Origin of the sequence: Streptomyces sp. NPDC056231 (genome assembly GCF_048270745.1) — a bacterium.
Classification (GTDB): domain Bacteria; phylum Actinomycetota; class Actinomycetes; order Streptomycetales; family Streptomycetaceae; genus Streptomyces.
This window is the reverse complement of record NZ_JBLVKW010000038.1, coordinates 42,717-57,946: the sequence shown is the minus strand read 5'-3', so window position 1 is coordinate 57,946 and position 15,230 is coordinate 42,717. Positions and strand designations below refer to the sequence as shown.

At 66.7% G+C, this 15,230-nt stretch carries 11 protein-coding genes; 9 read left to right on the top strand and 2 right to left on the bottom strand.

Annotated elements, in window-relative coordinates:
• Nucleotides 1-76: 76 nt before the first annotated feature.
• Nucleotides 77-1,054 (bottom strand): hypothetical protein, encoded by a 978-nt coding sequence (locus ACNPQM_RS25960; protein WP_418085915.1) that lies wholly within the window; start codon nucleotides 1,052-1,054, stop codon nucleotides 77-79.
• Between the two features lie 240 nt (nucleotides 1,055-1,294).
• On the opposite strand from ACNPQM_RS25960, the gene ACNPQM_RS25955 reads away from it, so the two are divergent.
• Both ACNPQM_RS25955 and ACNPQM_RS25950 read left to right on the top strand, forming a co-directional pair.
• Nucleotides 1,295-1,939, top strand: a complete 645-nt coding sequence (locus ACNPQM_RS25955) for a histidine phosphatase family protein (RefSeq protein ID WP_418085930.1) — start codon at nucleotides 1,295-1,297, stop codon at nucleotides 1,937-1,939.
• Nucleotides 1,940-2,085: 146 nt separating this feature from the next.
• Entirely contained in the window at nucleotides 2,086-2,397 is a 312-nt protein-coding gene (locus ACNPQM_RS25950; RefSeq protein WP_358856361.1) for a cupin domain-containing protein, read from the top strand.
• A 154-nt stretch (nucleotides 2,398-2,551) separates the two neighbouring features.
• Here the strand turns inward: ACNPQM_RS25950 and ACNPQM_RS25945 are convergent, their stop codons facing one another.
• Nucleotides 2,552-6,400 carry a GH92 family glycosyl hydrolase gene (locus ACNPQM_RS25945; protein WP_418085914.1) on the bottom strand — a complete coding sequence of 1,283 codons (3,849 nt, stop codon included), beginning with the start codon at nucleotides 6,398-6,400 and terminating at the stop codon, nucleotides 2,552-2,554.
• Between the two features lie 503 nt (nucleotides 6,401-6,903).
• Between ACNPQM_RS25945 and ngcE the strand changes: the two genes are divergently transcribed.
• The 7 genes from ngcE (at nucleotide 6,904) to ACNPQM_RS25910 (ending at nucleotide 15,195) form a co-directional block, all read left to right on the top strand.
• Nucleotides 6,904-8,352: an N-acetylglucosamine/diacetylchitobiose ABC transporter substrate-binding protein gene (gene ngcE / locus ACNPQM_RS25940; protein WP_418085913.1), complete on the top strand. Its 1,449-nt coding sequence runs from the start codon at nucleotides 6,904-6,906 to the stop codon at nucleotides 8,350-8,352.
• Between the two features lie 50 nt (nucleotides 8,353-8,402).
• Nucleotides 8,403-9,326, top strand: a complete 924-nt coding sequence (locus ACNPQM_RS25935; protein ID WP_358856364.1) for a carbohydrate ABC transporter permease — start codon at nucleotides 8,403-8,405, stop codon at nucleotides 9,324-9,326.
• A complete protein-coding gene (locus tag ACNPQM_RS25930) occupies nucleotides 9,326-10,243 on the top strand; it encodes a carbohydrate ABC transporter permease (protein ID WP_418085912.1) in 918 nt (305 codons plus the stop codon). The genes ACNPQM_RS25935 and ACNPQM_RS25930 overlap by 1 nt, the downstream gene beginning before the upstream one ends.
• A gap of 200 nt (nucleotides 10,244-10,443) precedes the next feature.
• A complete protein-coding gene (locus ACNPQM_RS25925) occupies nucleotides 10,444-11,643 on the top strand; it encodes an ROK family transcriptional regulator (protein WP_418085911.1) in 1,200 nt (399 codons plus the stop codon).
• A 120-nt stretch (nucleotides 11,644-11,763) separates the two neighbouring features.
• Nucleotides 11,764-12,879 carry a sugar ABC transporter substrate-binding protein gene (locus ACNPQM_RS25920; protein ID WP_418085910.1) on the top strand — a complete coding sequence of 372 codons (1,116 nt, stop codon included), beginning with the start codon at nucleotides 11,764-11,766 and terminating at the stop codon, nucleotides 12,877-12,879.
• 259 nt (nucleotides 12,880-13,138) lie between these two features.
• Complete coding sequence (locus tag ACNPQM_RS25915; protein ID WP_418085929.1) at nucleotides 13,139-13,927, top strand: ATP-binding cassette domain-containing protein; 789 nt, start codon at nucleotides 13,139-13,141, stop codon at nucleotides 13,925-13,927.
• Nucleotides 13,924-15,195, top strand: coding sequence for a sugar ABC transporter permease (locus ACNPQM_RS25910; protein WP_418085909.1), 1,272 nt, complete (start codon nucleotides 13,924-13,926; stop codon nucleotides 15,193-15,195). Before ACNPQM_RS25915 ends, ACNPQM_RS25910 begins: the two co-directional genes overlap by 4 nt.
• Nucleotides 15,196-15,230 lie beyond the last annotated feature (35 nt).

The following is a 15,230-nucleotide window of genomic DNA, read 5'->3' as shown; positions in this document are numbered from 1 at the left end:
GGTACGTCGCTAAGGGCCGCACCCCCGCCGGGGGTGCGGCCCTTAGGCGCGTCAGGGGTGACCGGCGGCTATTTGATCAGGTCCGCGAGGGCACGATGCAGTCCCGGTCGTCGGCGATGTCCTTGCCCGAGTCGTACGGGTCGACGACAGGCCACGGCCGGTCGGCCCGCGCCGCCTCCCTGGAGAAGTACGGGTGGACGAAGCCGTCGACTGTGCGGCAGTCATGGTTGCCGAGCAGCCGCCGGTACTCGACCGGAACCAGTTTTCCGGGTGCCGCTCGCTCGTCGAGGTCCAGGACCAGTTGCCGCCGCACGACTGTGCGCGTCACCTCCTCCGTGCCCTTCCATGGCCCCGGCTCGGCGCCCGGGGCCGCACGTCCCAATGCGTACACGAAGGTGTAGTCGGCTCGTACACGCAACTGACCCGGCTCGCTCCCTGCCTCGAAGGTCATTCGGCCGTGCACCCTGATGCCGTCCTCGACCACACGGAGTTCTGCCGGGTCGAAGCGGGTGAACATCTCGGTGGGATCACCGCCCTGCGCCCCCGGTTCGCGCAGATGGCGGATCAGTCGGGCGCGGGAGGAGTCCTGCGCGTCAAGCATGTTCAGGGCCTTGGTGGGCCACCCGCCATGGAGCACGGCCTGATCCAGATTGGCCCCGATCAAGAAATCCTTGGTCCGATTCAGCGCGTCGAAAACCCGCTCCTCCGGTATCCCGTTCACGGCCTTGGTGTCCGGCACTTGGATACCGGTGTCATCGGTCGCCCAGTCGGCGGCGTGCGAACCCCGAAACGGCAGATTGGTCGTTGCCGGCCACGCGTCGGGCCACATGTGCTCAGGCCTTGTGCCGGCGGCGAACGGCTCGTCGGCAGGCCGCTCCCCGGACGTGCTGCTGACCAGCCACACTGCGAAACCCACCAGCGCTGCGGCCGCTGTGCCTCCGGCCAGTCCCCACGTGAACCGGCGCCGGGACCGGTCCCTCCGCAACGTCTCCTCCCGGCCTGCGTCCTCGCGCTCCGCGCGCAGCCGCGCAACATAGTCCACCGGATCCGGCATGCCCCGCCCCACTCTCGTCCACTGTCGTAGAAATCTCACGAGCCATGCCCCCCTAGCACAAGACGTCCCATCATTACGTGATGATCACGTAATCGGCGCATGGCGGGATGCAGGACCGCCGCGCTGCGAAACGGCCTACCGGCCACCCCATCGTGGACGTTCCGGAATGCAATCGTGGATCAGCGGGTTTGCAACATCCGCAGCACGCGGCGCGAACAGTACAGAGAGCGGATGGCATCCATGGGCGAGTTGATCCTTATCCGGCACGGCGAGACCGAGTGGTCCCGGAACGGGCGGCACACGAGCCACACCGATCTGCCCCTGACCGCCCTCGGCGAGCGTCAGGCCCGTGCGATCGTGCCACTGATCGCCGACCGGAAGATCGGGCTCACCCTGGTCAGCCCGGCCCTGCGCGCCCGGCGCACCGCCGAGCTCGCCGGCCTCGACTCACCCCGTGTCACACCCGACCTGCGCGAGTGGGACTACGGCGGCTACGAGGGCGTGACCACCGTCGAGATCCACCGGACCTGGCCCTCGTGGAACCTGTGGACCGACGGCGTCACCCCCGGCCCCGCGGCGCACCCCGGGGAGACGCCGGCTGAGGTGGGCAGGCGCGCCGACCGCGTGCTCACCGAGGTACGGACGGCCGCCGAACAGGTGGGGGACGCGGACATCGCTCTCGTCGCGCACTCCCACTTCCTGCGCGTGCTCACCGCCCGCTATCTGGGGCTGGCCCCTGCCGGCGGCACCATGTTCCAGCTCGCCACCGGGGCCGTCTCCCGGCTCGGCACCGAGCACGGGAAGCCGGTCATCACCGCCCTGAACCTGGCCCTGCCCGAGAGACTCTTCCGCGCCGCCGTCCCGGAGTCGCCCGAGCAGGGCTGAGCAGGCCCACGCTGTTCATCCCGGGGCGCCGGTGCGGCGCTGGTGGCGGCACGTATATTCGGCTGGTGCGACGCGGCGAACAAAGCTGTGACGTGGGATTTTGCGGCCCGGAGCACGAGTACGAACCAACAGCGAGGAGCAGGCCGATGACGACAACCGCTCGCCCGAGCGTGCAGCACGAGGACGACCAGGTGCGGGTCACCCGCTGGGACTTCGAGCCCGGGACGCGTACCGGCCGCCATGTCCATGCGCATGACTACGTGGTCGTGCCGGTCGTCGACGGTGTCATCAGCGCCTTCGCGCCCGACGGGTCGGTGACCGAGTCCCAGCTGCGGGCCGGTGAGTCGTACGCCCGCCCGGCCGGCGGTGAGCACGATGTCGTCAACACCGGCAGTGCCTGGCTGGCCTTCGTCGAGATCGAGCTCAAGGGGACATCGGCTGCGGCCGCGTCGTCCTGAGCCCGAGCGCCACGGACCGCAGGGAATGCCGTCCCCGTGCCTCTCGTCTCCTCGTCGGTCGGTCCGATCCGACGGTTGACTTCGGCTGCACCGTGGGACGAAAGAACGGCCGGTACCTCACCCGAGGTACCGGCCGTTCAAAGCAGTGGAGAGGTCAGGAGATCAGCTCCACCTCCGCCAGCGTCCCCTCACCGTCCGGCACCAGGCGGTAGTGCGCGTACGTTCCCGCCGTGCCCACCGAGAACACCCGGGTCTGCTTGTCCCAGGCGAACGACTGCCCGGACCGCTTGTCGAGGTCCTTCCACGTCGTGCCGTCCGTCGAGCCCTGCAGGACCCAGCCCGTCGGCGCCTTCGCCGCGGCGCCCGAGGTCAGCGTGTACTGGACCGCCCTCGTCGCCGACCCCACCGGGAGTTCCACCGCGCCGGTCACCGTCGCCGTCGTGGCCGACGTGTTGTCGAACAGTGCGCCTTCGCCCTTCAGTACGTCCTTCTTCGGCGACGGCACCTGGTCGTCCTGGGTGATCGACGCCGGGGCCGCGTTCTTGCCCGTGCCCCACGCCGACGGCTTGGCGCCCATGTCGAACTCCAGGACGCCGCCCTTGGCGAGCAGCTCGTGCGGCAGCGACGTGGACGTCCACTTCTTGCCGTTGACCTTCAGGCCCTGCACGTAGATGTTCCTGGCGCTGTTCTTCGGGGCCTTGACCACGAGGTCGTGGCCGTTCTCCAGGTGGACGGTGGTCTTCGTGAAGAGCGGCGAGCCGATGGCGTACTCGCCACTGCCCATCACCAGGGGGTAGAAGCCCAGCGAGGAGAAGAGGTACCAGGCCGACTGCTCGCCGTTGTCCTCGTCGCCGTGGTAGCCCTGGCCGATCTCGCTGCCCGTGTAGAGGCGGCCGAGTACCTCACGGACCTTCTCCTGCGTCTTCCAGGGCTGCGACGCCGCGTCGTACATGTACGTGACGTGGTGCGCGACCTGGTTGCTGTGGCCGTACATGCCCATCCGTACGTCACGGGCCTCCGTCATCTCGTGGATGACACCGCCGTACGAGCCGACGAACTCGGGACCGGCCGTCTCCGGGGTGGAGAAGTATGTGTCGAGCTTCTTCGCCAGGCCGTCGCGGCCGCCGTACAGGTTGGCCAGACCGCGGCTGTCCTGCGGAGCCGTGAACGCGTAGCCCCAGCCGTTCGTCTCCGTGTAGTCGTAGCCCCAGATCCGCGGGTCGTACGAGCCGGAGGCGACCCGCCAGTCACCCTTGGCGGTCCTGCCCTGGAAGAAGCCCGCCTTGGAGTCGAACAGCTCGACATAGTCGCGGGCCCGGTTCAGGAAGTACTCCGACTCCTCCTTGTACTGCTCCTTCTTCGTCTTCTTGTAGAGCGCCTGGCCCATCTGCGCAAGGCCGTAGTCGTTGAGGTAGCCCTCCAGCGACCAGGACAGACCCTCGTGCGTCGACGTGTTCGCGTAGCCCGTGAACGGGGACGTCGCCATCCCCTTCCGGCCGACACCCGACGTCGGCGGAACCACCGTGGCGTTCTTCAGGGCCGCTTCGTACGCCGCCTCGCCGTCGAACTTCACGCCCTTGACGTACGCGTCCGCGAACGCGACGTCCGACGAGGTGCCGGTCATCAGGTCGGCGTAGCCGGGGGAGGACCAGCGGGAGATCCAGCCGCCGTCCTTGTACTGCTGGACGAATCCGTCGACCATCTCGCCGGCCTTGCCCGGCGTGAGGAAGGAGTACGCGGGCCACGTCGTCCGGTAGGTGTCCCAGAAGCCGTTGTTGACGTACACCTTGCCGTCGACGATCTTCGCCCCCGTGTGGGTGGGGGTGTCCGAGCCGATCTGCGGCGAGAACGGGCTGGCGTACTGGTCCTTGCCGTCGACCCGCTCGAAGCCCGAGTTCGGGTAGAGGTACAGCCGGTACAGGCTGGAGTAGAGCGTCGTCAGCTGGTCGGCGTCCGCGCCCTCGACCTCCACCTTGCCCAGGATCTCGTCCCAGGCCCGCTGCGCCCGGTCCTCGACGCGGCCGAAGGAACGGGACGCGGGGATCTCGGCGGCGAGGTTCTGCTTCGCCTGGTCGATGCTGATCAGCGAGGTGGCCAGCCGCAGGTTGACCGTGCGGTCCTTGCCGGCGTCGAAGCGGAGGTAGCCCGTCACGTCGTCACCGCCGCCGCCCTTGAGCTTGCCGCTCGCGGTGACCGGGGCGTCGAAGACGCCGTAGACGAAGAGCCGGGTGGCGCCGGTGGAGAGGCCGCTCTTCACGTCGGAGAAGCCGGTGAAGGAGCTGGTCCCCGGGTCGAGGGTGAGTCCGCCGTCGTTGGAGATGTTGTCGAAGACGACGGACGCGTCGTCACCGGGGTACGTGAAGCGCATCCGCGCCGCGTGATCGGTCGGCGTCATCTCGGCCTTGAGGCCGTTCTCGAACGTCACACCGTAGTAGTGCGGCTTCGCCGTCTCGTTCTCGTGTTTGAACGGCAGCGCGCGCGCCGTGCGGGAGGCGTCCGGGGTGTCCTTGGCCACCGACGGCATCAGCTGGAACGTCTGCCGGTCACCCATCCACGGGCTCGGCTCATGGCTCGCGCTGAACGCCTGGAGAGTGGGCAGGTTGTCGGCGTTGTTGGCGCGCTGGTAGTCGTACAGCCAGCTCGTCGAGGCGGCGTTGGTGACCGGCGTCCAGAAGTTGAAGCCGTTCGGGACGGCGGTGGCGGGGAAGGTGTTCCCGCGCGAGAAGCCGCCGCTGGAGTTGGTGCCGCGGACCGTCGACGCGTAGTCGGACAGGTGCGCCCGGCGGCTCTCCGGGGCCTTCGGGGCGAGCTTGATGTCGTCGATCCAGCCCTGGAACTTCGCCGGGCCCTTGGGGGAGTCGTACGCCACCAGGATCCGGTCGACGGTCTTGCCCGCCGCGACCGTGCCGATGCGCGAGGCAACCTTGTTCCACTGGTTGACGTACAGCCGCTTGGCGTCGGCCTGGCCCTGCGGGGTCAGCGGGCCGCCGTGGCTGTCGGTGGCGCCCAGATCGCTCAGGTACGTGCCGTCGGTGAACGCGAGGTCGACCGCCACATGCGTGGCCGGGTACGCGAGGTCCGTCTCGCCCATCTGCGGATAGACGAGGTAGGAGAGCTCGGTGTCCCGGGTGACGGCTGTGTCGACGTCGAAGACCTTGTTGTACGAGTACGCCCGGCCGTCCGCCTTGTGCGTGCCCGCGTAGCGCAGGGCCTTCTTGCCCGTGAAGCCCGCGCCGGCCTTGGCCGTGGGGGAGCCGGACGGACCGCGGTCGGTCTGGCTGCGCATCTCGGCGGGCGCCGGCGTGCTGGTGCTGCCGTCGGAGAACTGGACGTCGGCGAGCTGAGTGATGTTCGAGGCGCCGTTGTTCTTCGTGATGTCCAGACGGAAGTGCTGGTAGGCCGTGTCGGCCGTGATGTCGTACGACTTGGTCTGGAAGCGCTCGCTGAAGGACTGGTCGGTCCGGGAGTCGAGGTCCTTCCACGTCTTGCCGTCGGACGAGCCCTGGAGCGTCCAGTTCCGCGGGTCGCGCTCGGCGTAGTCGTTGGCCGAGGTGAGTGCGTAGGTCACGACCTTGACCGGCTCGGCCAGATCGAACTCCAGCCAGGCGGTGGGCTCGAAGGTCAGCCACTTGGTGGCGGACTCCCCGTCGATGAGGTTCTCCTTCACCTCACCGCCGCCGGTGTTCTCGTCACTGGCGCGGACATCCGTGACCTTATCCGTGACGTTGCCCGGTATTCCGGACGAGAAGCCACCGTCGATGCCCGACGACCGCTTCTTTCCGTCAGGCCCCTCTTCCACGGTATTGCGCCAGTCCGGCTGCTTTTCGTCTGCCTCGAACGAGGAGGTGAACGTCTGGTCGGCTGTGGGCTTTTCACCCCTTTCGGGGGAACTTGCCGACTGGGCGGCGGCCGCCGTCGGGGCGGTCACGACCAGGACCAGTGAGGCCGCAATGAATGCGGCTGTGCGGCTTTGTCTCTTGCGAGAACCATGTCGGGGCTGCATGCCGAGCCATTCCTCCCGGGGAAGTGCGCGTTGGACAACGTTGTCAGAGTGATGCGCAGGATCCAGTAGGGAGCCAAGTGGCCGGATGTGTCAAGGGTGTTGGGCGCGGAGGGTCGGGTGAATCGACCGGATTGCGGAAATCGTTACACCGGGACGGGGGCGCATGGAGCCCATGTATCCGCGAGGTCTCAACTCGGGAAAGACTGCTGCCCAAAGCTGCATTCGATCTTGCTCAGTTGGCTGCAAGTGGACTATACCTGTCGGCGTCTGCCCCGCCGTTTTCCACGCGGGCGGACAAGGGGGCCGGGGGAACGGTCGAGGGGGTGCCCATGAGGTGCATCCGCCGCTCGATCTCCCGAAACCCCCACTGCATCCGGCTAGCCTGCAAAATCAGCATGACCCAAGCGCAACTGACCGCGGTGGCGGGGCCCTTCGCCTGAGGCGAATTTCGACGGGCGACCGGTACACACCGCCTGAGTCCTGGAGAAGGCGAGGACTTGAGCATGGGATCCACCTCCGGCCACACGAATGAGGGCCTTGGCCGTCGCGACGTGATCAAGCGGTCTGCCGCACTCGGTCTGATCACCGTTCCGACCATGAGCTTCCTGTCGGCGTGTGCGAGTAGCGACAGCGGCACCGACGACTCGGTCAAGAAGGGCAAGACGAGCGCCAAGAACCCGCTCGGCGTCAACGAGACCGCCGCCCTCGACGTCGTCATCTTCGACGGCGGTTTCGGTCAGCAGTACGCGATCGACGCGGAGAAGAAGTACAACGCGGCCTTCCCGAAGGCCCCGAAGGTCAAGCACACCGCCACCCAGAAGATCCAGTCGCAGCTGCAGCCGCGCTTCAACGGCGGCACCCCGCCGGACCTGATCGACAACTCGGGCGCCGAGCAGATGGACATGGGTGTCCTCGTCGGCAAGAAGCAGCTGCTCGACCTGACGCCGCTGATGGACGCCCCGTCCATCGACGACCCGAGCAAGAAGGTCCGCGACACGCTGCGTCCCGGTGTCCTGGAGATGGGCCAGTTCGACGGCGACCCGGTCTGGATCATGTACTACGCGTACACGGTCTACGGTGTCTGGTACTCGCAGACCGCGCTGGACAATCTCGACGCGCAGTACCCCGAGACCTGGGACGACATGCTCGCCCTCTGCGCGAAGGCGAAGAAGAAGGGCATCGCCGGCTGGACGTACGCCGGTAAGTACCCGTACTACCTGCCGTTCTCGCTCTACCCGTTCATCGCCAAGATCGGTGGCCGGGAGGTTCTCGACAAGATCGACAACCTCGAGCCGAACGCCTGGAAGGACCCCGCGGTCAAGGCGGCGTTCGAGGCGTACTACGAGCTGTACCAGAAGGGGTACGTCCTCAAGGGCACCCCGGGCATGACCCACATCCAGTCGCAGACCGAGTGGACCAAGGGCAAGGCGCTCTTCATCCCGAACGGTTCGTGGGTGGAGAACGAGGCGGCGCCCACCACGCCCAAGGACTTCAAGATGATGGTCTCGGCGCCGTCCAGCCTGGACGCGTCCGACAAGATGCCGTTCGGCACCATCTGGGCCTCCGGCGGTGAGCCCTTCATCGTCCCGGCCAAGGCGAAGAACCCCGAGGGCGGCATGGAGCAGCTGCGCATCATGCTCTCCGAGGAGTCCTCGAAGAACTTCACCAAGCAGGTCAAGTCCCTCAGCGCCTTCAACGGCGGCACCGACGGTCTGACCCTGTCCACGGCCATGCAGGCCGGCGTCGACGCGCTGAAGAAGGCCGGCGACAACGTGGTGAACCCGCGTCTGCAGGACTGGTACGTGAAGCTCCAGAAGGAGCAGATCGGCGTCGCCGGCATCGGCGAGATGATGGCGGGCCGCGCGACCCCGGCGGAAGCCATCAAGAAGATCCAGGCCTTCGCGGACGCGGCGGCCAAGGACCAGTCCATCAAGCACTACAAGCACCAGTGAGCAACCGTCACCAGCGGCGGCACCCGCGGAAAGATCGGGGTCGGTAAACGATGCAGCACGGCAAGTACCGGTTCATTGTGGGGTTCTTGGCGGCCCCACTGGCGTTGTACGCGGTCTTCGTCATTTGGCCGTTCATCCAGTCCATCTACTATTCCTTCACGGACTGGACCGGCCTGAGCCCGGACTTCAAGATGGTCGGCTTCGACAACTACACCAGGATGCTCAAGGACGACATTTTCTGGAAGTCCCTGCAGCACAGCGTGTTGCTTGTGCTGCTGCTGCCGCTGGTGACGCTGGGCCTCGCGCTCTTCTTTGCCTTCATGCTCAATGTCGGCGGCCGGCGGCGGAAGAACGCCACGGTCGCCGGCGTGCGGGGCTCGGGCTTCTACAAGATCGCCTACTTCTTCCCGCAGGTCCTCTCGATCGTGATCGTCGCCCTGCTCTTCCAGTTCGCGTTCAACCCCAGTGACGGGATGCTGAATTCGACCCTGAAGGGCATCGGTCTCGGCTCCATCCAGCCGGACTGGCTGGGCGATCCGAACCTCGCGCTCATCTGCGTCATGTCGGTGCTGGTCTGGTCGACGGTCGGATTCTTCGTCGTCCTGTTCTCCGCCGGAATGGCGTCCATTCCGAAGGACTTCTACGAGGCGGCGCTCCTCGACGGCGCCAACCGCATCACGACGTTCTTCCGGATCACCCTGCCGCTGCTCTGGGACACCGTGCAGTCGGGCTGGGTCTACATGGGAATTCTGGCGCTCGGCGTGGAGGCGTTCACGGCCGTACAGGTCATGACCGTGGGTCCCGGTGGTCCCGACTACTCGACCACGGTCCTGCCGCTGTACGTGTACCAGACGGCCTTCCGTGACGGCCAGGCAGGATACGCAACAACGATCGGTGTCGGACTGCTCATCGTCACCATGGCCTTCGCGGCCATTGTGATGCGACTGGGCCGGCGCGAGCGGCTGGAGTTCTGATGAAGACCACTGACACCCCTCCCGCGCCCGCGGCGGACCGCGTGCCCGTGTCGCCGGTGACCGTGCCCGGTGGCAAGAAGGAGAAGAGCAGCGAGGGCTCCGTCCTCAACGTCTTCTCGCACGGTGTACTGATCATCTGGGCGATCCTGGTCGTCATGCCGCTGCTCTGGGCGGTGATGGCGTCCTTCAAGTCGGACGACTCGATCCTGTCGACGCCGTGGGCGCTGCCGGACAAGCTGCACTTCGAGAACTGGTCGCGCGCCTGGAGCCAGGCGCACATGAGCGACTACTTCTTCAACACGATCATCGTGGTGGGCGGCTCGCTCATCGGCACCCTGCTGCTCGGTTCCATGGCGGCGTACGTACTGGCGCGGTTCGACTTCCCCGGTAACCGTTTCTTCTACTACCTGTTCATCGGTGGGATGAGCTTCCCGATCATCCTGGCGCTGGTCCCGCTGTTCTTCGTGATGAACAACATGGGTCTGCTGAACACGGTGCACGGACTGATCCTGGTCTACATCGCGTACTCGCTGCCGTTCACCGTCTTCTTCCTCACCTCGTTCTTCCGGACTTTGCCGAGCTCGGTGGCCGAAGCGGCGATGCTCGACGGGGCCTCGCACACCCGGACGTTCTTCCAGGTGATGCTGCCGATGGCGAAGCCCGGCCTGATCAGCGTCGGCATCTTCAACTTCCTCGGGCAGTGGAACCAGTACATGCTGCCGACGGTGCTGAACACCGAACCGGATCACCGGGTGCTCTCCCAGGGCCTGGTCGAACTGGCCACCAGCCAGGGATACAAGGGGGACTGGTCCGGCCTCTTCGCCGGTCTGGTGATGGCGATGCTGCCGGTCCTCGCGGCCTACATCATCTTCCAGCGTCAGGTCGTCGCGGGCCTGACCGCGGGAGCCGTGAAGTAGCGACCCGCCGAATACGTAGAGACGGACGAACCGCCCGTCGGCCCTGTGCCGGCGGGCGGTTCGTCCGTTCTCTGTGTCCGCCCCTCGGGGCCTGCCCGCTCATCCGAGGCTCAGATTGCTCAAGGTCTTGACGGGGAGGACCCCAAAACGGTCAGCTTAGAGTTCACATGTTGGAGAAAACGGTAGGAGTGAGAGAGTCGATGGAGACTCCGGGGTCGCAGACATCTCTGCATCGCGCCAACCTTGAGCGGGTCGTGCGTGCCGTACGTATGGCGGGTTCGCTCACCCAGGCGGAGATCGCCAGAAGCACGGGCCTCTCCGCGGCCACGGTCTCCAATATCGTTCGCGAACTGAAGGATGGCGGCACGGTCGAGGTGACCCCCACCTCGGCGGGCGGCCGCCGGGCCCGCAGTGTCTCCCTGAGCGGTGACGCGGGCATCGTGATCGGCGTCGACTTCGGGCACACGCATCTGCGGGTGGCAGTCGGCAACCTTGCCCACCAGGTGCTCGCCGAGGAGTCCGAGCCACTCGACGTGGACGCCTCCTCGGCGGAGGGGTTCGGACGGGCCGAGCGGCTGGTCAATCGGCTGATCGAGACGACCGGGATCGGCCCGGACAAGGTGATCGGAGTGGGCCTCGGCGTTCCCGGTCCGATCGATGTGGAGTCCGGCACGCTGGGCTCCACGTCGATCCTGCCGGGCTGGACGGGCATCAATCCGAGCGCGGAGCTCGCCGCACGGCTGGGCGTGCCGGTGTACGTCGACAACGACGCCAACCTCGGGGCGCTGGGAGAGCTCGTCTGGGGGAGCGGCCGGGGGGTCAAGGACCTCGCGTACATCAAGGTCGCAAGCGGTGTCGGCGCGGGTCTGGTGATCGACGGGCACATCTACCGGGGGCCGGGCGGCACAGCCGGCGAGATCGGCCACATCACGCTCGACGAATCGGGTCCCGTCTGCCGCTGCGGCAACCGCGGGTGCCTGGAGACCTTCACCGCCGCGCGGTACGTGCTGCCCTTGCTCCAGCCCAGCCACGGGCCCGATCTCACGATGGAACGGGTGGTCAAGCTGGCCCGGGAGGGCGATCCGGGCTGCCGCCGGGTGATCGCGGACGTCGGGCGGCACATCGGCAGCGGCGTCGCCAATCTCTGCAACCTGCTCAACCCCAGCCGGGTGGTTCTCGGCGGCTCCCTCGCCGAGGCGGGGGAGTTGGTGCTCGGGCCGATCCGCGACTCGGTGTCGCGCTATGCCATCCCCAGCGCCGCCCGGCAGCTCTCGGTCCTTCCGGGGGCACTCGGCGGCCGGGCCGAGGTGCTCGGTGCGCTGGCTCTCGTACTGAGCGAAATGGGGGATTCAACCCTTTTGGAGAGCGCGTCGCCCCTGGCAGCACCTGCCTTCACTTAGATAACGAATGGCACCGTTGTCATCTCGTTAAGGATTTACTCCTTGACGTTGACGTCGCAGCCGAGTTGACTTCCAGCCACCTCGGCCGCAACGTCGCGGCCTCGTCAGGGAGGTTCGAGAATGAACACGCGTCTGCGTCGTGCCGCCGTTGCCGTTGCCGCCACCGCGATGGCCGTATCCCTCGCTGCCTGTGGCAGCGCCAAGGACGCCGATGGCAAGAAGAGCACGGAGTCGAGCGCCAAGAAGGGCGACGACATCACCATCGGTCTGCTCCTTCCGGAGAACCAGACCGCGCGCTACGAGAAGTTCGACAGGCCGCTCATCGAGAAGAAGGTCAGCGAGCTGACCAACGGCAAGGGCAAGGTCCAGTACCTCAACGCAAAAGGGGACGCACCGACCCAGGCCCAGCAGGTCGACACCATGATCACCAACAAGGTCGACGTGCTGATCGTGGACGCGGTGGACTCCGCCTCCATCAAGACCTCGGTCCAGAAGGCCCACGACGCCGGTATCCCGGTCGTCGCCTTCGACCGCCTGGCGCAGGGCCCGATCGACTCGTACGTCTCCTTCGACAACGTCCAGGTCGGACACGTCCAGGGCAAGGCGCTGCTGGACGCCCTCGGCGACAAGGCCAAGTCCGGCCAGATCGTCATGATGAACGGTGCGATCACCGACCCCAACGCCGCTGACTTCAAGAAGGGCGCGCACGCCGAGCTCGACGGCAAGGTGAACATCGGCAAGGAGTACGACACCAAGGAGTGGAAGCCGCAGAACGCCAACGCCAACATGGAGGCGGCGATCTCGGCCATCGGCAAGGACAAGATCGTCGGCGTCTACTCCGCCAACGACGGCATGGCCGGCGGTATCATCACCGCCCTCAAGGCCGCCGGTGTCTCTCAGCTCCCGCCGGTCACCGGCCAGGACGCCGAGCTCGCGGGTGTGCAGCGCATCGTCGCCGGTGAGCAGTTCATGAGCATCTACAAGCCGTACGTGCAGGAGGGCCCGATCGCCGCAGAGATGGCGGTGAAGCTGGCCCAGGGCAAGGAGCTCGGCTCCCTCACGACCTCCACGGTCGACAGCCCCACCACCAAGAAGGTCCCCTCGGTGATCATCCCGGTCGTCTCGCTGACCAAGGAGAACATCAAGGACACCGTCCTCAAGGACGACATCTACCAGGTGAGCGAGATCTGCACCCCGAAGTACAAGGCCGCCTGCGACAAGCTCGGCCTGAAGTAAGGGTTCCTCTCGCTGCGAGACCGGTCGGCCGACTTCCGTGAAACCGCGGTCGGCCGGCCTCTCTCCGGCGGCAAGTCCGCTGATCTCGACTGGACTTGCAGCTGATGAAGCCTGTCCGGCGCCCCGCACATCAACCGTCCCGCTATCGGGCGGGGCGCCGGGCAGAACGCTTCCCGCCTCCTGTTCTCTTGTTCTCTTCTGCTCGACCACCGTGCCTTCCCCCAGGCGCGGCATCCCCGCCGGTCAGGCGGCGAAGGAGATGGTTCATGTGTCCGCTACGCCCGTGCTGGCGTTGCGTGGGGTCTCCAAGCGATTCGGTGCTGTGCAGGCACTCACCGATGTAGAGCTTGAGGTCCACGCCGGTGAGGTCGTCGCCCTGGTGGGCGACAACGGCGCCGGAAAGTCCACGCTGGTCAAGACGATCGCCGGTGTGCACCCCATCGATGACGGCGTCATCGAGTGGGAAGGCAACCCCGTCCAGGTCAACAAGCCGCAGGATGCCCAGCACCTGGGCATCGCGACGGTGTACCAGGACCTCGCGCTGTGCGACAACATCGATGTCGTCGGCAACCTCTATCTCGGCCGGGAGCTGCGCAGGCGCGGCATCCTCGACGAGGTCGAGATGGAGCGCCGCTCGCGCGAGCTGCTCAACACCCTTTCCATCCGCATCCCCAGTGTGCGCATTCCGATCGCCTCGCTCTCCGGCGGTCAGCGCCAGACCGTCGCGATCGCGCGCTCGATGCTCGGCGAGCCCAAGCTCGTCATTCTTGACGAGCCCACCGCGGCGCTCGGCGTCGAGCAGACCGCCCAAGTCCTCGACCTGGTCGAGCGGTTGCGTGAGCGCGGTCACGCGGTCATCCTCATCAGCCACAACATGGCGGACGTCAAGGCCGTGGCCGACAAGGTCGCCGTGCTCCGTCTGGGCCGCAACAACGGCGTCTTCGATGTGAAGAGCACGTCGCAGGAAGAGATCATCTCCGCCATCACCGGAGCCACGGAGAACGCCGTGACCCGTCGTGCGGCGCGCAACGCGGAGGTTCAGAAGTGAGCACCGAAAAGACTGCCGTCCCCACGGCCGACGTTGCCAAGGGCGCCGTCACCGCGGTGGACCCCCGGCTGCTCGTACGGGAGCAGGGCCTCAAGGGTTACCTGTCGGAGTTCCAGCGCAGGATGCGGGCCGGGGATCTCGGTTCCCTGCCCGTCGTGCTCGGCCTGCTGATCATCTGGGTGATTTTCCAGAGCCTCAACTCGAACTTCCTCTCCGCGGAGAACCTGAGCAATATCTCCGTCACGATGGTCGGCACGGGCATGATCGCCGTCGGCATCGTCTTCGTACTGCTGCTCGGTGAGATCGACCTCTCGGTCGGCTCGGTCAGCGGTGTCTCGGGCGCAGTCGTCGCCGTGATCACGGTGACGCACGGCATGAACGAGTGGTTCGCGATCCTCGTCGCGATCGCCAGCGGCGCGGTCATAGGCGCCGTCCATGGTTTCTTCTTCGCCCGTGTCGGTGCCCCCGCGTTCGCCGTGACCCTGGCCGGTCTGCTGTTCTGGCTGGGCTTCATGCTCCAGATCCTGGGCGACAACGGCACGATCAACCTGGACTCCGAAGGCGTCGTCGGGCATCTGACCACGTACTACTTCACCGATGTGGCGGCCGCCTACGGCCTGGCCGTACTCTCCGCGCTGGTGTACTTCCTCAGCACGTTCTTCGAGAACCGGCGGCGTGAGGCAGCGGGCATCCCCTCCCGACCGGTCGGCGAGATCCTGGTGCGCACGGGACTGCTCGCGGTCCTGTCCCTGGTCGTCGCCTATGTGCTCAACCAGTACAAGGGCCTGCCGCTCGCCTTGGTGATCTTCCTGGCGTTCCTGGTGGCCACGGACTTCGTACTGCGCCGTACCGCCTACGGCCGCAAGGTCTTCGCGCTCGGCGGCAGTGTCGAGGCTTCGCGCCGAGCCGGTATCAACGTCACCGCGATCCGTATCTCGGTCTACACGATCGCCGGCACGTTCGCGGCCATCGGCGGCCTGTTCCTCGCTTCCAAGATCGCCGCGGCCAACCAGAGCGCCGGCACCGGCGACCTGCTGATGAACGCCATCGCGGCGGCCGTCATCGGTGGCACCAGCCTGTTCGGCGGCCGCGGCCGCACCTGGAACGCGCTGCTCGGTGTCATGGTGATCACCTCGATCCAGTACGGCCTCGCCCTGGAGGGCATCGCCACCCCGATCCAATACATGATCACCGGTGGTGTGCTTCTCGCCACGGTCGTCATCGACTCGATCACCCGCAAGACCCAGAAGTCCGCGGGCCGCGCCTGACCGCGGTTCCGCAGGCCGTGCCCGGCATCAGTCAT